The 19134-nt window shown below is 37.8% G+C and carries 17 protein-coding genes; 8 read left to right on the forward strand and 9 right to left on the reverse strand.

From position 1 onward, the window contains the following. Positions 1-15 precede the first annotated feature (15 nt). The 4 genes from ABEA36_RS08990 to ABEA36_RS09005 all read left to right on the forward strand — a co-directional run bounded on the left by ABEA36_RS08990 (position 16) and on the right by ABEA36_RS09005 (position 5361). Positions 16-1323, forward strand: a complete 1308-nt coding sequence (locus ABEA36_RS08990; protein ID WP_345491294.1) for an MFS transporter — start codon at positions 16-18, stop codon at positions 1321-1323. Between the two features lie 262 nt (positions 1324-1585). Continuing rightward, positions 1586-3136 carry a 2,3-bisphosphoglycerate-independent phosphoglycerate mutase gene (gene gpmM / locus ABEA36_RS08995; protein ID WP_345491296.1) on the forward strand — a complete coding sequence of 517 codons (1551 nt, stop codon included), beginning with the start codon at positions 1586-1588 and terminating at the stop codon, positions 3134-3136. Between the two features lie 183 nt (positions 3137-3319). Beyond that, positions 3320-4534, forward strand: coding sequence for a murein hydrolase activator EnvC (envC, locus tag ABEA36_RS09000; RefSeq protein WP_345491298.1), 1215 nt, complete (start codon positions 3320-3322; stop codon positions 4532-4534). Further along, positions 4531-5361 (forward strand): divergent polysaccharide deacetylase family protein, encoded by an 831-nt coding sequence (locus ABEA36_RS09005; RefSeq protein WP_345491300.1) that lies wholly within the window; start codon positions 4531-4533, stop codon positions 5359-5361. Before envC ends, ABEA36_RS09005 begins: the two co-directional genes overlap by 4 nt. Before the next feature lie 136 nt (positions 5362-5497). Here the strand turns inward: ABEA36_RS09005 and rapZ are convergent, their stop codons facing one another. The 6 genes from rapZ to yccX form a co-directional block, all read right to left on the reverse strand. Beyond that, positions 5498-6358 carry an RNase adapter RapZ gene (rapZ, locus tag ABEA36_RS09010; RefSeq protein ID WP_345491302.1) on the reverse strand — a complete coding sequence of 287 codons (861 nt, stop codon included), beginning with the start codon at positions 6356-6358 and terminating at the stop codon, positions 5498-5500. A gap of 43 nt (positions 6359-6401) precedes the next feature. Next, a complete protein-coding gene (locus ABEA36_RS09015; RefSeq protein WP_345491362.1) occupies positions 6402-7832 on the reverse strand; it encodes an RNA polymerase factor sigma-54 in 1431 nt (476 codons plus the stop codon). Further along, entirely contained in the window at positions 7832-8557 is a 726-nt protein-coding gene (lptB, locus tag ABEA36_RS09020) for an LPS export ABC transporter ATP-binding protein (RefSeq protein WP_345491304.1), read from the reverse strand. The genes ABEA36_RS09015 and lptB overlap by 1 nt, the downstream gene beginning before the upstream one ends. Before the next feature lies 1 nt (position 8558). After that, positions 8559-9107 carry a lipopolysaccharide transport periplasmic protein LptA gene (gene lptA / locus ABEA36_RS09025; protein ID WP_345491306.1) on the reverse strand — a complete coding sequence of 183 codons (549 nt, stop codon included), beginning with the start codon at positions 9105-9107 and terminating at the stop codon, positions 8559-8561. An 11-nt stretch (positions 9108-9118) separates the two neighbouring features. Next, complete coding sequence (gene lptC, locus ABEA36_RS09030) at positions 9119-9703, reverse strand: LPS export ABC transporter periplasmic protein LptC (protein WP_345491308.1); 585 nt, start codon at positions 9701-9703, stop codon at positions 9119-9121. 85 nt (positions 9704-9788) lie between these two features. After that, positions 9789-10091, reverse strand: a complete 303-nt coding sequence (gene yccX, locus ABEA36_RS09035; RefSeq protein ID WP_345491310.1) for an acylphosphatase — start codon at positions 10089-10091, stop codon at positions 9789-9791. Between the two features lie 159 nt (positions 10092-10250). Between yccX and ABEA36_RS09040 the strand changes: the two genes are divergently transcribed. Together ABEA36_RS09040 and ABEA36_RS09045 are read left to right on the forward strand one after the other, a co-directional pair. Next, complete coding sequence (locus ABEA36_RS09040) at positions 10251-11441, forward strand: efflux RND transporter periplasmic adaptor subunit (RefSeq protein WP_425571920.1); 1191 nt, start codon at positions 10251-10253, stop codon at positions 11439-11441. A 4-nt stretch (positions 11442-11445) separates the two neighbouring features. Further along, positions 11446-13410: a MacB family efflux pump subunit gene (locus ABEA36_RS09045; protein WP_345491314.1), complete on the forward strand. Its 1965-nt coding sequence runs from the start codon at positions 11446-11448 to the stop codon at positions 13408-13410. 42 nt (positions 13411-13452) lie between these two features. On the opposite strand, the gene ABEA36_RS09050 is transcribed toward ABEA36_RS09045, so the two are convergent. Continuing rightward, positions 13453-14772 carry an MFS transporter gene (locus tag ABEA36_RS09050; RefSeq protein ID WP_345491316.1) on the reverse strand — a complete coding sequence of 440 codons (1320 nt, stop codon included), beginning with the start codon at positions 14770-14772 and terminating at the stop codon, positions 13453-13455. Between the two features lie 427 nt (positions 14773-15199). Between ABEA36_RS09050 and ABEA36_RS09055 the strand changes: the two genes are divergently transcribed. Next, positions 15200-16237 carry a tagatose 1,6-diphosphate aldolase gene (locus ABEA36_RS09055; protein ID WP_345491318.1) on the forward strand — a complete coding sequence of 346 codons (1038 nt, stop codon included), beginning with the start codon at positions 15200-15202 and terminating at the stop codon, positions 16235-16237. A 67-nt stretch (positions 16238-16304) separates the two neighbouring features. Here the strand turns inward: ABEA36_RS09055 and ABEA36_RS09060 are convergent, their stop codons facing one another. After that, positions 16305-16787, reverse strand: a complete 483-nt coding sequence (locus tag ABEA36_RS09060) for a DUF2628 domain-containing protein (protein WP_345491320.1) — start codon at positions 16785-16787, stop codon at positions 16305-16307. A gap of 168 nt (positions 16788-16955) precedes the next feature. Then, positions 16956-17876, reverse strand: coding sequence for a LysR family transcriptional regulator (locus ABEA36_RS09065; RefSeq protein WP_345491322.1), 921 nt, complete (start codon positions 17874-17876; stop codon positions 16956-16958). A 169-nt stretch (positions 17877-18045) separates the two neighbouring features. Here ABEA36_RS09065 and aroG point away from each other — a divergent pair, with 169 nt between their 5' ends. Then, entirely contained in the window at positions 18046-19101 is a 1056-nt protein-coding gene (gene aroG, locus ABEA36_RS09070; RefSeq protein ID WP_345491324.1) for a 3-deoxy-7-phosphoheptulonate synthase AroG, read from the forward strand. Positions 19102-19134: the final 33 nt, after the last annotated feature.

The raw sequence follows: 19134 nt of genomic DNA on the forward strand, positions 1-19134 counted from the left end.
AAGAGGACGTTAGCAATGCAAGTCAATAATACGCATCTATCAAGTGCGATTAGCAAGGCAACAAAACACATTATTCCCATGGTCATTTTAATGTTTTTGTTGGCATATTTAGATCGCTCAAACATCGGTTTTGCAAAGCAAGAATTTCAGGTTGATACAGGGCTAAGTGATGCTGCTTATGCATTTGGAGCCGGTATCTTTTTTATTGGTTATGCTTTATTTGAAGTACCTAGCAATATCTTATTATATCGAATTGGCGCTAGAGTCTGGCTTGCACGTATTATGATTACATGGGGATTAGTTTCAGCTGCGATGATGTTCGCACATACTGAAACCACATTTATTATCATTCGATTTTTACTTGGTGTGACGGAAGCAGGATTCTTTCCTGGTGTAATTTTGTACCTAACATTTTGGTTTCCGTTAGATATCCGAGCAAGAGTAACTGGGTATTTTTTATTTGGTGCACCACTTGCTTTTATTGTTGGTGGACCTTTATCTGGAGGTTTATTGAGCTTAGAAGGGACATTTTTAGCCTTTGGTTTACATGGCTGGCAGCTCATGTTTTTGGTAGAAGGGTTGCTTGCATCTGTCGTGGGTGTTTGGGCGCTATTTTATCTTAATGATCGCCCGAAAGATGCCAAATGGTTAACAAAAGAAGAACAAAATGCATTAACTGACGTGTTACAAAAAGAAGACCACGCAAAAGTTGCGCATGGTCCTAAAGGCGTATTGGCTGCATTATTTGACATTAAAGTGCTGTATTTATGTGTAATTTGGTTTACCGTGCAAATTCTGGGTTATGGTATCTATTTCTTTTTACCAACCCAAATAGGGACATTATTGGGACAAAAAGTTGGGTTATTAGTTGGTTTTATTTCTGCTATTCCCCCCATTTGCGCGGCACTTGCTGTGTATTTTATTCCGCGTTTATCTGAAAAAATCGGTGATAGACGAAATATTGCTGTGATCACTTATTTGCTTGGTGCAGTAGGGATTGCAATATCAGGTTTTGCCGATAATATTCCATTAATTGCGATTATTGCATTATGTGTGGCAGCAGCTGGTCATTTAGCTGTTCAACCTTTATACTGGACATTCCCTTCCGGGTATCTGGGGGGGACTGCAGCGGCTTCAGGAATTGCACTAATTAACTCAATTGGTAACTTAGGTGGCTTTGTGGCACCGAATATTCGAGTCTGGGCAGAATCAACTTTTCAATCAGCCAAAGCCGGATTGTATTTACTGGCAATCATTACCGTAATTGGCGCCATAATGATCTTCTTTCTAAATAAGATGGGAATTGATAAAAATAATCATTAATCAGTCTTTGGGCGAGGCGCTTAAATTAAAGCGCCTTATCTTGTAATAAATCCACTATGAATATTTCTAATATAAAACCGCTTAATAATAAATCATTGACCTCATAAGCTATATTATATCCATTACTCGTAAGCACTTAAAATATGACTTAATCTGACTGGATTAAATAAATACTTTAAGGATAATCCTATACCACACAAGGCTTATATAGTAAAATAGCGCCATTTTTTGAATATAATATAAAGACAATTTAGGAGCAAATGTGAGCAATACAAATAAAAAACCTATCGTTCTTGTTATTTTGGATGGCTACGGGCATCGTGAAGACCAAAAAGACAACGCGATTGCAGCAGCGCGTAAACCGGTATTAGATAATTTAGTGAAAACGTGCCCAAACACCTTAATTAATGCATCAAGTATGGAAGTCGGTCTGCCATTTGGTCAGATGGGTAACTCAGAAGTTGGTCACACTAATATTGGTGCTGGACGCGTTGTTTATCAAGACCTAACCCGCGTGAGTAAAGATATTATGGATGGTGAGTTTGTTAACAACCCCGTACTTACGACAGCGGTAGATGATGCAGTTAAAAATAATAAAGCAGTGCATATCATGGGACTGATGTCACCAGGGGGAGTTCATAGTCATGAAGAACATATTATGGCAATGGTTGAATTAGCGGCAAGTCGTGGCGCGGATAAAATTTACTTACATGCTTTTTTAGATGGGCGTGATACACCGCCACGTAGTGCTGAAGCAAGTTTAAAACTCTTTGCTGATAAATTTAATGCGTTAGGTAAAGGCCGCATTGCTTCTTTAGTTGGACGTTATTTCGCTATGGATCGTGATAATCGTTGGGATCGCGTTGAGCACGCTTATAATCTTCTTGTGGATGCAAAAGGTGATTTTACCTATAGCTCTGCAATTGAAGGATTACAGGCCGCTTATCAACGTGATGAAAATGATGAATTTGTAAAACCGACTGTGATTCAAGCTGATGGTGAATTAAGTGCCGCTATCCAAGATGGCGATAGCCTTATTTTTATGAATTTCCGTGCTGACCGTGCCCGTGAAATTTCAAAAGCATTGATTAATGAAGATTTTGATGGATTCAATCGCCACCGTGTAATCAAATTTGCTCATTATGTGTCATTAACTGAATATGCGACGGATATTCCTTCCACTGTTGCATACGTACCTGAGGCATTAACAAATACGCTGGGTGAATGGCTAGCCAAAAATAACAAAACCCAATTACGTATCTCTGAAACTGAAAAATATGCACATGTTACGTTTTTCTTTAATGGTGGACTTGAAGCACCTTTTGCTAATGAAGATCGCATTTTGATTAATTCACCTAAAGTAGCCACTTATGATTTACAGCCAGAAATGAGTTCTGGTGAATTAACGGATAAGCTCGTTGGCGCAATAGAAAGTCAAAAATATGACGTGATTATCTGTAATTATCCTAATGGCGATATGGTTGGTCATACCGGTGTGTTTGATGCAGCAGTTAAAGCCGTTGAAGCATTGGATCAGTGTATTGGTCGTGTTGTTGAATCCGTCAACAACGTTGAGGGGCAGTTATTAATTACGGCAGATCATGGTAATGCTGAGAAAATGCGTGATGATGAAACGGGACAAGCACATACGGCTCACACCAACTTACCGGTTCCATTGATTTATGTTGGTTCCAAAGCCGTTAAGCCTGTTGAAGGTGGTAAATTATCGGATTTGGCACCGACGATGTTAACCTTAATTGATATGGCTATTCCTGCAGAAATGACCGGTAAAACGTTATTTATTAATCAATAATTTTGTATTTCTTTACATCTTTGATTGCGCCCCTGTGAATGGGGCGTTTTTTCAAATATTCTATTTGTCAGCTATTAGGCAATCAGTTATAGTAAACTCTTGGGAATCTGTATTTAGCATAAACATATAAATACTGAGTGATCACTTTTATTTTTATCCGCCTCAATCATGTTATCGAGCAAGATGCGATCTATTTATGGTTATTTATTATTGATATTAGTTGGGTGCTTTATCGCACCCTCTTACCTTTATGCTGATGATAAACAAGATTTGCAGTCGATTCGTCAATCTATTCTAGAACAAGAAAAGAAACTTGCTGAACAAAAAAAACAGCGTGTAAAACTACTTGCTGATTTAAAAAAGCAAGAAACGGCAATCGCCAATTTATTAACCGTATTAGATAAATCAGATAAACTACTCGATTCATTAGCTAATGATATTGCCAGATTAATTCCACAAATTAGTGCACTCGAAACACGACAAACAAAGCATCAACAAATTTTAGCAAAACAGCTAGAAGGGGCATTTAAATTAGGTAAAACCAGTAGTATGGAGTTAGTTTTTGCTGGTCAAGAGAGCGAACGTAATGAACGAATTATTACCTACTATGGTTATATTAACCAAGAACGTCAAAAGCGTATTAATGAGCTTAAATTGATTCAAACTGAGTTGCATGAGAAAAAAAGTGCATTAGAACAAAAACATCTTACTCAGCAAGATTTACTTGAGAAACAAAAAACACAACGGGATAATTTATTAGCCAATCAAAAAGAACGGCAGCAAACGATAGTAGCCCTTGATAAATCAATGCAACTCAATCAACAAAAACTGGATGAGTTAAAAGAAAACGAAGCGGCATTGCAGGCCCAAATAGCCAAAGCGGAACAAGAAAATAAAAAAATTGCTGAAGATGAAGCAAAACAAGCTGCACAAATCAAAGCGAAACAGCAAAATTACAATTATAGTCCAACTAAGGACGAGCGAGCCTTGATGGCTAGGGTTAGTGGTATAGGTAAACCAACTCATTCACTCGACTGGCCGGTATCCGGTAGCTTATTATATCGTTTTGGTGAGCCACAACAAGGTGAGCTACGCTGGAAAGGATTGGTTATCAAGGCTCGTGAAGGTACAAAAGTCAAAGCCATCGCAGATGGCCGCGTCATTCTTGCCAGTTGGCTACAAGGTTATGGTTTTATTGTCGCCATTGATCACGGTAAAGGGGATATGACACTTTATGGCTATAACCAACGCGTTTTAGTTGATGTTGGTGATAAGATAGAAGAAGGTCAAGCTATTGCATTAGTCGGGACAACGGGTGGTCAAGGTAGTGCATCACTCTATTTTGAAGTTAGGCGAGATGGAAAGGCACTTGATCCAAGTGCATGGTTAAAAAAATGAAACAGCTCATAATATTACTTAAAATTACCTTGTGTTCATTGATGATAATGCCCGCTGCATACGGCGCAAAACTTGCGTTAGTCATTGATGATTTTGGTTATCGTGAGCATAATGAAGAACAAATTATAGCGCTCTCCCCTGAGATAACCGTTGCCGTATTACCTAACGCTCCTAATGCTGCTCGAATTGCGACATTAGCGCATCAAAGTGGTAATGATGTCATTATTCACTTACCCATGGCACCTAAAAGTAAACAACCGTTAGAAATCAACACGCTGTTTCCAAATATGGGCGAACAAGATATCCATCGTATTATTAGTTATGCCGTTGATCATGTGCCTTATGCCATCGGTATGAACAATCATATGGGCAGTTTGATGACAGCAGATTTAGACGGTATGCGTAAGGTGATGAAGAGCTTATCTGCTTATTCACTTTTCTTTTTGGACAGCAAAACGATAGCAAAAAGCCAGGCTATCAATGCAGCTAAAGAGTATCGCGTTGCAACCGTAAGTCGTGATATTTTTTTAGATGACTCGCAAGATGAACAATCAATCGCGCATCAATATGATTTGGCGATTGCGCATGCTCGAAAATATGGTAGCGCGGTGGCGATTGGACATCCTTATAACTCAACAGTTAAAGTGCTTACAGCCAAATTAGCACAATTGCCTGATGATATAGAATTGGTGAAAGTCAGTCGTTTAGTTCAAAAACCGAATAAAATTCAGTTAGGGACATTGATTGAACACTATAAAATTTGGTTTGAGCAAAGCTTATTTCAATATGTCATTTTACAACAAACGCTAAAAAATAAATTGGATTAAACTCGGTTCACTTAAATCATCTCACATGCTTAATGGGTGATTCGTTATTCATCGATATTAATCCCTGTTGATAACGACAATGATCATCATGCATTTAAAAACAGTTTATCCGTGATGGTTTTTCATTTTTCGGCTTTTATTTTTTATGTAATTCTTTTTCTAAACTGCGGTGACGTGTTTGTACTTGCCTGCCATGAGTCGTAAATAATTCGGCGAGTTTTTCTGCAATGTAAACAGAACGGTGCTGACCACCAGTACAACCAATTGAGATAGTGAGATAACTGCGGTTATTCTTTTGTAATAAAGGAAGCCACTGTTGCATGTAATTAGCGGTTTGATAAATAAAATTGTTGACCTCCCAATGTTTAGCTAAATACTCTTGCACGGGTTGATCAAGTCCGGTTAATGGACGTAAACTGGGATCCCAATGTGGATTAGGTAAAAACCGTACATCAAAGACAAAGTCAGATTCGCTTGGTAAGCCATATTTAAAGCCAAAGGATTCAAACACAATGGTTAATTCGCGTTCTTTTTTACCTAAAATACGTTGACGCAAAATATCAGAAAGTTCATGAACTGATAAATTATCTGTATTAATAATTAAATCAGCACGATCACGCAACGGCTCAAGATACTGTTCTTCTAAATCGATAGCTTCCTCTAATGAGTTTCCTTGTATTAATAACGGATGAGAACGGCGAGTTTCACTATAACGACGAATTAATGTGTTACGGCTGCTTTCTAAAAATAATACTTGAGGTGTTATTGACTTGGGCAATTGCTCAATAACTTCTCCAAGCTGTGTAAAACTTGCGGGAAGATTACGGATATCAAGACTGACTGCAACGGGGGTTTTGCTGTCTTCTAATGCTTTGGCCAGCTCAGGCAATAAAATAATCGGAATATTATCAACACAATAAAACCCCATATCTTCAAGAGCTCTTAAGGCAATGGATTTCCCAGAACCTGAACGACCACTGACGATCATTAAAAGCATAATATTCACCCTTTAGTCTTGTGATAGTCTCGTAAAATATGGACTATTTAAGCTGTTTACGCCCACTTGACGGTGGAATCGAAAGTGACTCTCGATATTTTGCAACAGTCCGCCTCGCCACCATCATTCCCTGTTGTTCAAGTAAATCTGCAATTTTACTATCACTGAGTGGTTTTTGGTTATTTTCATGGCTAATCAACTTCTTGATTAGCGCTCGAATAGCGGTTGAAGATGCTTCGCCACCTGATTCAGTATTGACGTGACTTGAAAAGAAGTATTTTAACTCAAAAATACCGCGAGGGCATTGTAAATATTTTAATGTCGTAACTCGAGAAATGGTTGACTCATGCATATTAATTGCGCTAGCAACATCAGCCAATATCATCGGTTTCATGTACTCTTCACCATATTCAAAAAAGTTCTGCTGGTGTTCAACGATAAATTGGCTGACTTTCGTCAATGTATCATTACGATTTTCGATGCTTTTGATTAACCAATTTGCTTCTTGCAGTGCTTGGCGAATATATTGCCCATCACTTTCACTGGCGACTTTCTCCATCGCAGCGTACTGTTGGTTAATTTTTAGATGTGGAATAGAATCATTATTTATCACAACATGCCATTTTGAGCCGATTTTTTTGACTAATACATCTGGAATGACATATTCAGGTGGGGCAGTATTGATTGACTCGCCTGGATAAGGTTGCAGTTGTTGAATCAGGTTGACTGCATTTTTAAGTTGCGCTTGATTAATATTAAGGTGTTTTGTTAAGGACTTGAAATCTTTTTGACCAAGTAAATCCAAATAGTGGGCAATAATAACTTTGGCATGTTTAATGTCATCACTTATCGTGACATATTGGTTAATTTGAATCATTAAACATTCTTGTAGTGTTCTTGCACCAATACCAATTGGATCAAAGTGTTGAATACGTTTTAATACAGCCTCAACTTCATCACGTTCAATAGAATCGTTGCCTTGTTCTTCAAGTATGTCGTCAATTGAACTGGTTAAATAACCTCGTTCATCAATCGCTTGGATTAATGATATGGCAATGGTTCTATCTTGTTCACTAAATGGGGTCAAATTAAGTTGCCACATTAGATATTCATTCAAGGTTTGATGGGTTTCACCTTGGTAAACCGGTAATTCGTCACTGCGGTAGTCAGAATGTGTTCCTGATGGGGTACCTGCCGTATAGATATCATCTAATGAAGCATCAAGCGGAATATCATCAGGAATGTCCCGATTTTCCATCATTTCGCTTGTATCGATATTTTCCGATTCAGGTAATGCATCGACACTGACTTCATCATAATGGTCATCAACTTCAAGTAACGGGTTATTTTCTAACGACGTTTGAATTTCCTGACACAGTTCAAGTGTTGATAATTGTAAGAGCCGAATTGCTTGTTGCAATTGCGGCGTCATTGTGAGTTGTTGCGATATTTTTAATTGTAAATTCGGTTTCATCATAGCCGGAATTCTTCACCTAAATAGACACGTTTTACATGGTCATTATTTAGGATAGTACTCGGGCTACCTTCTGCAATCAAGTGTCCTTTACTCACAATGTAAGCTCGCTCACAAACATCTAGCGTTTCGCGCACATTATGGTCAGTAATTAGGACACCAAGTCCTCGATCTCGCAAATCACGGATAATGTTTTTTATATCAATGACAGAAATGGGATCAACGCCTGCAAAGGGTTCATCAAGTAAAATAAATTTAGGATCCGCAGCAAGTGCTCTGGCTATTTCAACACGACGACGTTCTCCACCTGATAAAGCTTGTCCAATACTATCTCGAATATGAGTTATGTGAAATTCTTCAAGTAGTGCTTCCGCTTTTTCCTCTCGTTCTTGTTGACTTAATGATTTTCGCGTTTCAAGAATTGCCATAATATTATTATAAACAGTGAGGCGTCTAAATATTGATGCTTCCTGCGGTAAATAGCCGATCCCAATTTGGGATCGCTCATGCAATGGCAATAGACTAATATCTTTATCGTCAAGATAAATACTCCCTGCATTGAGTGGTACAATGCCAACTACCATATAGAACGTTGTCGTTTTACCCGCACCATTAGGCCCTAATAATCCAACAATTTCACCTGAATTAACTGTCAGGCTAACATTTTCGACTACTCGACGTTGCTTATAGACTTTTGCTAAATTAGACGCTTTTAGAATTGCCATATTACTTTTCGATCTCTTTGACTTGGTTAGGGACAATCGTTGTTTTTACTCGCCCACCTTTACCTGATTGTGCACGAATTTTTTGTTGATCGACATCATAAATAATTTTATCACTAATGATGTGATTATCTTGTTGGAACAGCTCTGCATGACCCGTTAAGGTGACCGCATTTTGTTTAACTTGATATATCAGTTGATCTGCGTGACCGGTGATTTTTTGTTTTGCATCATTTGCATTGGTTTGTTCAAAATAAACAGGTTTACCGTGGGCGGTAATTGTCTGATTATCTTTACTTTGCATATTCGTAATAATAACGGTATTCGCCTTTACTTTGAGTCCATCTTGGGTAATGACAACATTACCCGAAAAGGTGATGGTATTGTTTTGTAAGTCAATTTGTTGATTATCAGCATCAATAGCGATGGGTTTATTATTGATCGTTGTATTGGGCGCTGTTTGCGCAATAGTGAACGGCGAAGCTAAGCTGATGGCTAAACTAACTAATATCGCTTTAAGTTTGTTAGAACGGTATAAAACAGACAGATTCATCAATGTTACCTTTAGTTAGTTGTATTACTGGTTTCAATATTCGGTGCGTTATAATAAGTTTTTACATTTTCTAATATATCAGCTGTTTTATTACGTAAATTACCTAACAGTCCCGTGCCCGTTGAAGTAAAACTGGTTCCTTCAATAGTGACCTGATCATCAGATGTAACAACTTGTGTTGTTAAATCGACCTTGGCATTATCCGTTAATATTCTTTGTAATTGGGCATCGGGTAATATATTTTTCAAGATGACCTTATCATTTAAGTACAGCAGTTTATCACGGGTTAACGTGGCCTTATTTGCCAAAATATGCCAAGTGATTAAATTATCTTGATTATATAACGTAATGTTAGGCGATTGAAACAGCGTTTCACCACTATCTTCAAAATGTTTGACGTTGTCTGCAATAATTTTATAACTTAAGTTACCTAATGGATCATAGATGGTTGTTTCCATTCGGTCACTTTGATAAATCGGCTCGGTTGATAGGTCTATTGTTTCGAGTTCAGGTGACTCAGTATCATCGCGTTGATAATAATAGATTCCCATTGCGAGAATAATCAGTAAAATATAAATTATATTTTTCTTTTTCATTGTGAATGTTTATTTACCCTTAATATTTTACGTCTTCATATGCTTTGACAACTAAACCAACCATTTTACGTGAATTTGTTGAAAATTAATATCTCACATTGAATGTTGTGTACATTTGCTCAAAATTCGCTTGTTTAACGTCAAAATGCGTGATTTTAGCAGAGCTTGGTCCCCCTTTTTCAAGCCAATTGATTAAGCTATCAAGTTGTGTTTTTGTGCCATAGGCTAAAATTTCAACATCGCCGTTACTTAAATTTTTGACATAACCGACTAATTGCCATTTTTTTGCCTGCTGATACGTGAAAAAACGAAATCCTACCCCTTGAACGCGACCTGTTACATGGATAATAATACCACCTTCATACGGTGATTTGTGCACGTTTTGCATATTTATTACTCCCCTTGTAAGGAATCCTCTTTTCTAATAATTACAATTTATTATTAGGTTTTTATAACCATTATTGGTTATATTATATTAAAATGATTATCATATTGATTTGTTTTTATATTATTTGGATAGATTTTTTCATCAGGAGTCAGGGAATTAATGACGATTTTAAAAAGAATAAAAATGACCTACCTTTTTCTCATCATATTCGTTTTAGTAGTGGGTTATGGTATAAAAAAAGTATTTTTCACTGAAGAATACGCCCCCAATTATATTACTGCCCGAGTCGAACAAGGTGATATAGAACAAACCGTATTAGCTGATGGTAAAATTAGCGCCTATAAAATGGTTAGTGTTGGTGCACAGGTGTCGGGGCAAATTCAAAAATTATATGTTGAATTAGGTGATGAAGTTAAGGCCGGTGATATGATTGCCGACATTGACGATTTGACGCAAAAAAATACCTTAAAACAAGCAGAAGCATCACTCGCCAGTTTAGAAGCACAGCGTAAAGCCAAAGAAGCGAATCTTAAAAATTATCAACTTACTTATGATAGACAATTAAAACTGGTTAAAAGGGGCGTGGGTATTCAATCTGATCTCGACGCAGCAGAGGCGCAACTTGATGTCATTAAAGCCGATATTGCTTCACTTGATGCCGATATTATTCGCGCAAAAATTGCAGTTGATACGGAAACACTTAATTTAGGTTATACTAAAATCACGTCACCAATTAATGGGATTGTGGTTGCAGCACCCGTTGAAGAGGGCCAAACCGTTAACTCAGTACAAACCGCTCCGACCATTGTGAAAGTTGCACAACTCGATAAAATGACGATAGAAGCGCAAATCTCAGAGGCTGATGTGATTAATGTAAAACAAGGCATGCCTGTCTATTTTACGATTCTAGGTCGTGGTAATGAACGTTTTGATGGTTTATATTTAAGATCGATTGAACCCGCGCCTACCTCGATTAATAATGAAACATCAACATCTTCAACAACCTCTACGACGACAGCAATTTATTATAATGGTTTATTTGATGTTGATAATCCTGAGCGAATTTTGCGCATTTCGATGACAGCACAAGTTTATATTGTTTTAGCCGAAGCTAAAAATGTGTTGTATATCCCTTCAGCAGCAATTCAGAAGAACCTTGGTGATGGTAAAGCAAGTGTGTTTGTGTTGGATGAACAACAAAACTTGACAGAAAAACGTATTGAAATTGGTATCGATAATAATGTTAATGTCGAAGTAAAATCCGGTCTTAATTTAGGTGAAACCGTCGTTGTAAGCCGTTTTGATGGTGCTGCAATAGGTCATAATAGAAGTGCTCGAGTAAGATTATAACGCCATGAAAGATACTCCATTAATTCAACTTAAAAATATCGTTAGAGAGTTCCCTGCTGGGGATACCACCATTCAGGTATTAAAAAAAGTTAATGTAAACATTAATGCCGGCGAAATGGTGGCGATTATTGGTGCATCCGGTTCAGGTAAATCTACCTTAATGAACATTTTAGGGTGTTTAGATAAACCGACGTCTGGCGAGTATACTATTGGTGGTCGGGTGACGAGTCAATTACTACCCGATGAATTAGCTGAGCTTCGCCGTGAGCATTTTGGTTTTATTTTTCAGCGTTATCATTTGCTCAATGCCCTAACGGCTGAAGGTAACGTTGAAGTACCTGCTATTTATGCTGGGATGAATAAAGAGCAGCGTCATAAACGAGCAAGTGAAATTTTAAATCGGCTTGGGTTAAGTGAAAAGCTCAATAATAAACCAAATCAATTATCAGGTGGTCAGCAACAACGCGTTAGTATTGGTCGAGCATTAATGAATGGTGGGCAAATTATTTTAGCCGATGAACCAACAGGCGCTTTAGATCAAAAAAGTGGTCATGAAGTGATGGCGATTTTACGTGAACTACACCAGCAAGGTCACACGATTATTATTGTGACCCATGATGCTAAAATTGCACAAAGTGCTCAGCGCATTATTGAAATTAGTGATGGTAATATTATTTCTGATTCACAAAATCCAGAATTTGAAACCTCTGCTGAGCATCAACATCAAGTTAAACATATTCAAACCACTAAAACAAAAGATACTTTTTCAGCTCACATCGACCGCTTTAAAGATGCATTTAAGATGGCGATTTTATCGATGCTTTCTCAACGTTTAAGAACATTCTTAACGATGCTTGGTATCATTATTGGTATTGCCTCTGTCGTATCGGTAGTGGCATTAGGGAAAGGATCTAAAGAGCAAATCTTAGCAGATATAAGCGCAATTGGTACTAGCACTTTAGAGATTAGACCGGGCAGCGGATTCGGTGATAGAACAGCCGATCGTATCACCACATTACGCTCCTCTGATGCGGAAGCCTTGTCTCAACAAAGTTATATACACAGTGCCACACCAAATGTTTCAACAAGTGTCTATTTCCGTAAAGAAAACTTGGCACTATCGGGAACGGTTAATGGGGTAGGGGTTCAATATTTTGCCGTACGCGGGCTCGATATTGTTCAGGGAAAAGCTTTTGATGATAAAGGCATTGAAAACTCAGCTCAAGATGCTGTTATCGACGATAATACGGTTGCTCGGTTATTCCCAAATCAAGATCCTATCGGGCAAGTCTTTTATGTCGGTCAATTACCGGTAAGAGTTATTGGGGTCGCGACACAAAAAAATCAAGGTTTTGGCACTAACGAAAGTCTTAATGTCTGGCTACCTTATACCACGGTGATTAACCGTATGATTGGACAAACATCACTGCGCAGTATTACGGTAAGGGTTAATGATAATATTGACATGATGGTTGCGGAACAAGCTGTTGAACGGTTGATGATCCAGCGACATGGTTCAAAAGACTTCTTTATTTTTAACTCAGATAGTATTCGCCAAGCTGTTGAAGCTGCAACAGCAACAATGACATTATTAGTTTCAGCTATCGCGCTGATATCATTGATTGTTGGTGGAATTGGCGTGATGAATATTATGTTAGTTTCAGTGACCGAACGCACACGCGAAATTGGGGTGAGGATGGCTGTTGGTGCCCGCTCCAGCGATATTTTACAGCAGTTTTTGATTGAAGCTGTGTTAGTCTGTTTAATCGGTGGAACGTTGGGGATTTTGTTATCATTACTAATTGGTGTGCTATTTGCTTATTTTGTTACAGCGTTCGCGATGATGTTTTCAGCCGCAGCGATTGTCGCAGCATTTGCTTGTTCTAGCTTTATTGGTATTGTCTTTGGGTATTTTCCAGCCAAACGCGCCGCAAGTCTTGATCCAATCTACGCGTTAGAACGCGAATAAATGAATTCGCCACTTTACGTGAGTTAAAGTGGCGAGCTTGCTTTAATCAAAGTCTTTAGCAATATAATTATGCTGACTACACAATAAAACTACTCCAATCACGGCGCCTAATGAAAATAGGGATACGACATAAAATGCTGGTGCCAGTTTATTAAATAAATCAGTAAAGATTGATAATAGTAAGGGAGTTAAGCCTCCTGCAATGGCATAAGCCATATTAAATGAAAATGACACGCCGCTATAACGTACTTCGGTAGGAAAGGCTTTTACCATGAAGTAGGCAAACGAACCAACAACCCCGACACCAAATCCAGCCAAAGGATAGGTAACAAACAGTAATTGTGGATGGCTGGCTAATGAAAAGTAAAAACAACCAATTGTGATTACCGCAATAAGGCTACCAACAATAAACACCTTACCAATTGCGAATCTATCCATTAACGCGCCATATAGGGTACAACTCATTATTAAGCCAATAATTGCCAATGTATTAGCTTGTAAGGCTTGCATTGCGCTAAATCCTACCTGTTTTTGTAAATAGATGGGGGCCATGAGTATGACAACCATAATACCCGCCGATAAAATCCATGTTAATAACATGGATAATAGGGTTTGTGGGAAGTGATCTCTTAGTACGATTAAAACAGGCAAACGTTTGACGGTCTCTGATGATTTACGTTGTTGCATTTCAATAAAAATCGGCGTTTCTTTTAACCATCGACGTAGATACATTGCTAAAAAGCCGAAAATACCACCGACAATAAAGGGGATACGCCAACCCCAGGTATTCATACTCTCTCCTTCGAATACCATATTGATGAGCGTCGAAATAAGTGAGCCTAATAAGATGCCTAAACTTAAACCACTGGTTAAAATACCACATGCAAGACCAATACGGTGTTTTGGAACATGCTCAGCCACAAATGTCCACGCACCTGGCACTTCGCCGCCAACGGCTAACCCTTGGCAAAGACGCATCAATAATAATAATAAGGGAGCGGCATAACCAATATCTTGATAAGTCGGTAAACAACCAATTAACAGTGTGGGTAGTGCCATCAGTAAGATACTTAAAGTAAACATTCTTTTTCGGCCAAATAGGTCTCCAAAATGAGCCATGACAATGCCACCAAAAGGTCTAATTAAGTAACCTGCGGCAAAAATACCATAGGTTTGCACTTGGCTAAGCCATTGCGGCATGTCTTGTGGAAAAAAGAGATGGCCGATGACTAATGAAAAGAAGACAAAAATAATAAAGTCATAAAATTCTAATGCACCACCAAGTGCCGCTAATCCAAGGGTTTTATAATCTTGTGTATTGAGCGTTCTGCGGTTAGTCGCAGACGTAGTCAAATCTGTCATGAGATATACCTAACGTTGTTTATTTGTCATTATTGGTTAAATAAAAGCGTGCTATTCGTCTATTACGAGTCAATCATATTTTGAGCTTGATGCTGCCATCAATTTCGCGACTCAATATACCCTGTTTTTGATGAATTCTCTAATGAGTTTTGCTGATTCATCAATGGTTAAGGTGAAAGACGTATTTTTTACACTATAATTGCATATGATGATAAAAAAATAACGAAAATGCATTAAAAATCGATCATTGTTTGTTTGGATAACGCACAAAAAAATTCGTTGTAACGCCTTAATCTATTGATATGCCAGCCGATAACCGAAAAAAGTAGCACAATAATTAGCACGATTTAACCATCTTGCTTATTGAACTCTTTGTTAAGAGGTTTAGAATAAATCTATCATATCATCGATTTTAGAGGTATTTAACATGGTTAAAAAACGAATTTCACGTAGAAAATTTAATAGTATGCAACAGTTATCAAATCAAGATGGTGTTATTGCTGCGTTAGCCATTGACCAACGGGGTTCGATGGTTAAAATGATGGAGAGTGCAGTCGGAAAAGAGCGCTATCACATTGATATGGTCTATGAATTTAAAGAGTTAGTATCACAAGAATTAACCAAATATGTTAGTGCAATTCTACTCGATGAAGAGTATGGATTTAAAGGCATGAAGTCAAAAAGTCAAAATGCCGGATTAATTCTATCTTATGAAAAAACAGGTTATGATGTTAATACGCCGGGCCGTTTACCGGAAATCCTTCCTGAAGAATCCATCCAACGTTTGATAAAAAAAGGGGCTGATGCGGCTAAAGTGTTAGTTTATTATAACCCCGACGATCCAAAAGATATTTTGGATAAGAAACATGCGTTTCTTGAACGGTTAGGTGATGAAGCAAGAGCGGCTGATCTGCCTGTATTTGTTGAACCAATTGTGTATGATAATCACATTTTAGATGATAAAAGCCCTGATTTTGCCAAAATCAAACCAAGTAAAGTTATTCGGACAATCGAAGAGTTTACACAAGATCGTTATCATATCGATGTCTTAAAAGTTGAAGTGCCTGTATTATTTAAATTTGTAGAAGGTTTTAATGAAAGTAATCCGGTAGTGTATTCGCAAAAAGACGCGGCTAACTATTTTAAAGTGGCGAGTGATGCAGCAACCAGACCTTTTATCTATTTGAGTGCAGGCGTCCCAACGAAGCTATTCCATCAAGAACTGATTTTTGCAGGTCAATCTGGTGCTAAGTATTGTGGCATTTTAGGTGGGCGAGCGACATGGTTTGATGGTGTTGCTGCTTATGCAAGTGGCGGTAAAGATGGACTTATAAAATGGTTAGATACTGTAGGTCGTGATAATGTGGAGCACCTTAATCAAATTTTAAAACAGTATGCTAATCCATGGTACCAAATTTATGGTGGTAAAGATAATATTGAGGTATTTGATATTAACTTAGCTTAATTCGTTCTAACGTGACCATAAAAAACGCCGCAATATGCGGCGTTTTGATGTCTCAATCGAAAACCGATTACATACGTGAAATAATATCGTTGTTTTCAGGTTTGTTCGCTTCAGTTGTCATTGCGCTGTCTGATTTTCTGCTTTCTGCAACCGCCATATCCGGGTTTAATGCACTGACTGTACCAATTAATTGATACCCTTTTTTGATTAAATCAGTTTCTCTAAATGCATTACCTTTCACGCCAACAAAAATTGCAACACCTAATTGAATAACAAGGAAAACTAATGAATAGTTTAATGCTGATTCCATTGCTCTTTGGTATTCATAATAGTTATTATAACTTTCGATATCAGGTGTTACACTGCTTGAAATCACAAATAGCACAACACGGAAAATAATTAATAAAATCGCAACTAGCCAAAGTTTTTTGACCAGTCCCCAAATAAAACCTAAACCAAAAAGTTCAAGGACAAATGCTGGCCATGACCAACCTTGTTTTACTGTTTCAATACGTCCATCCGTGTGCTTAAATACTTTATAATTTTTCATATTAATTGTTATATCTTAAGTAAAAGGGAATTCTATTGTATAGTAAATTTTTTGTTAAAAACAATAGCAATAGAGAAATTTTTTACAAAAATCAAATTTGATTTAGGCGTTGCTTTATTCTCAATGATTGCTGTTTATTAACTGAAGCTGGGCCTTAAATTTCAGCACTTACATTAACTTGAAGCCATATTGTTGGATTAACATTTTTAATTCATCAATATACTGTTGAGCAGATTGGCTTAGCTGAACTTTTTGTGATGTTATCCAACCCAATTTAATTTTTTCCTCTGTCTTAAGGGGGATTGAAGCAATATCCGAACCATTTAAATCAGTACTAAGTACCCCTGTGCTGATAGTAAAACCGTTTAAGCCATGTAATAGGTTAAACAGTGTTGCCCGGTCACTCACATGAATACTCTTTTTATGGTAAACCGTACTTAAAATTTCTTCAGAAAAATAAAATGAGTTATATTCACCTTGCTCAAACGAAAGGTAAGGGTAGTCTTCCAGATCGTCCAACGTGAGCAGATTTCGTTTAGATAAGGGGTGTTTTGTACTGATAAATACATGCGGATCTGCTTCAAAAAGCGGATAGAATGTCAGGTGATTCTCTTTTAGCAGTCGTAATAAGACTTTTTGGTTAAAATCATTTAAATACAAAATCCCCACTTCACTACGCAACGTTGCGACATCCGTAATAATGTCATGTGTTCGGGTTTCCCTAAGTGTAAATTCGTATTCATCAGTATGATTTTTCTTAATTAAATTAACAAATGCATTCACGGCAAACGCATAATGTTGTGTAGAAATATTACACAGCTGTTTCGATGGGAGCTTTTTATTGTAGTGTTGCTGCAATAACTTCGTTTGTTCAAGGATTTGCTTAGCATAGCCCAAAAATTCAATGCCTTCAGCAGTTAAAGATACGCCTTTGGAGGTTCGAATAAAAATCTCAATATTAAATTCTTCTTCCAGTTCCTTGATGGCAGTCGAAAGACTGGGCTGAGTAATGTAAAGCTTTTTAGCGGCTTCGTTAATTGAACCACAGCGTGCAACTTCAACAATATAACGGAGTTGATTTAATTTCATCGTCAATTCTCATAACTTTATTTATGCCTACTTTAATACAGCAGACCGGTTTTGAACAGCGTAAAATTCGTTAACAATTTTTCGCTAACTGTTGCAAACTTTGACTATGCAACATATGATTGACGGGGTATATACTTTTCTCGTTAATGTTAAGTTATTAGGTATAAAAATGAATGATAAAAATGATGATGTCCGTATTGCAGACATCCGGGAGTTACTTCCTCCGATTGCTTTATTAGAAAAATACCCGGCAACAGATGATGTTGCTGATTTAGTTTTTGAAACTCGACAAAATATTCACCAAATTTTAACTCACCAAGATGACCGCTTATTAGTGATTATCGGTCCATGCTCAATTCATGATGTTGATGCGGCGTTAGAATATGCCAATCGATTAAAGCAAGTAAGAGCACACTATCAATGTGAACTTGAAATTGTTATGCGTGTTTATTTTGAAAAACCACGGACAACAGTTGGCTGGAAAGGTTTAATTAATGACCCTTTTATCAATCATACGTTCGATATTAATCAGGGATTAAAAATTGCCAGAAAATTACTTGTGGATATTAATCAATTAGGTGTTCCTGCTGCAGGTGAATTTTTGGATATGATTTCACCACAGTACCTTGCTGATCTTATGAGTTGGGGCGCGATTGGCGCACGAACGACAGAGTCACAAGTTCATCGCGAATTATCTTCAGGATTATCATGCCCAGTCGGCTTTAAAAATGGGACTGATGGCACAATGAAAGTGGCTATCGATGCGATAAATGCAGCAAGTGCACCACACTGCTTTTTATCTGTCACAAAATTTGGACACTCAGCCATTGTGACCACCACGGGTAATCGTGACTGCCACATTATTTTACGTGGTGGTAAAGAACCCAACTATAGTGCAGCACATATCGCGGCAGTGAAACAAGATTTAGCTAAAGCGGGCCTACCTGCTAACATTATGGTCGATTTTAGTCATGCTAATAGCCGTAAACAATTTAAAGAGCAATTAAATGTTGGTGATAATGTGGCACGTCAAATCGCTGATGGTGAAAAAGCCATTGTTGGGGTGATGGTCGAGAGCCATTTAGTCGAAGGTGCACAAAATCCCGAGAGCTCTAAACCGCTCGTTTATGGGCAAAGTATTACCGATGCCTGTATTGGGTGGGATGATACAGTACATGTCCTAGATACACTTGCCAATGCGGTCAAAGTCAGACGACAGGGCTAAAATCGGATTGTTATAAGGCGCCAAGTAGGCGCC

Source organism: Orbus sasakiae (assembly GCF_039542345.1).
GTDB classification, from domain to species: domain Bacteria; phylum Pseudomonadota; class Gammaproteobacteria; order Enterobacterales; family Orbaceae; genus Orbus; species Orbus sasakiae.

Excerpts from the sequence above, each read along its gene's own strand:
- lptB (WP_345491304.1), bottom strand. The coding sequence starts at position 8,557 with ATGGCAATTCTAAAAGCGTCTAATTTAGCAAAAGTCTATAAGCAACGT.
- yccX (WP_345491310.1), bottom strand. The coding sequence starts at position 10,091 with ATGCAAAACGTGCACAAATCACCGTATGAAGGTGGTATTATTATCCAT.
- ABEA36_RS09055 (WP_345491318.1), top strand. The coding sequence starts at position 15,200 with ATGGTTAAAAAACGAATTTCACGTAGAAAATTTAATAGTATGCAACAG.
- rapZ (WP_345491302.1), bottom strand. The coding sequence starts at position 6,358 with ATGCTTTTAATGATCGTCAGTGGTCGTTCAGGTTCTGGGAAATCCATT.
- aroG (WP_345491324.1), top strand. The coding sequence starts at position 18,046 with ATGAATGATAAAAATGATGATGTCCGTATTGCAGACATCCGGGAGTTA.
- ABEA36_RS09060 (WP_345491320.1), bottom strand. The coding sequence starts at position 16,787 with ATGAAAAATTATAAAGTATTTAAGCACACGGATGGACGTATTGAAACA.
- ABEA36_RS08990 (WP_345491294.1), top strand. The coding sequence starts at position 16 with ATGCAAGTCAATAATACGCATCTATCAAGTGCGATTAGCAAGGCAACA.
- ABEA36_RS09045 (WP_345491314.1), top strand. The coding sequence starts at position 11,446 with ATGAAAGATACTCCATTAATTCAACTTAAAAATATCGTTAGAGAGTTC.
- lptA (WP_345491306.1), bottom strand. The coding sequence starts at position 9,107 with ATGAATCTGTCTGTTTTATACCGTTCTAACAAACTTAAAGCGATATTA.
- ABEA36_RS09065 (WP_345491322.1), bottom strand. The coding sequence starts at position 17,876 with ATGAAATTAAATCAACTCCGTTATATTGTTGAAGTTGCACGCTGTGGT.
- ABEA36_RS09015 (WP_345491362.1), bottom strand. The coding sequence starts at position 7,832 with ATGAAACCGAATTTACAATTAAAAATATCGCAACAACTCACAATGACG.
- envC (WP_345491298.1), top strand. The coding sequence starts at position 3,320 with ATGCGATCTATTTATGGTTATTTATTATTGATATTAGTTGGGTGCTTT.
- ABEA36_RS09005 (WP_345491300.1), top strand. The coding sequence starts at position 4,531 with ATGAAACAGCTCATAATATTACTTAAAATTACCTTGTGTTCATTGATG.
- ABEA36_RS09040 (WP_425571920.1), top strand. The coding sequence starts at position 10,251 with ATGACGATTTTAAAAAGAATAAAAATGACCTACCTTTTTCTCATCATA.
- lptC (WP_345491308.1), bottom strand. The coding sequence starts at position 9,703 with ATGAAAAAGAAAAATATAATTTATATTTTACTGATTATTCTCGCAATG.
- ABEA36_RS09050 (WP_345491316.1), bottom strand. The coding sequence starts at position 14,772 with ATGACAGATTTGACTACGTCTGCGACTAACCGCAGAACGCTCAATACA.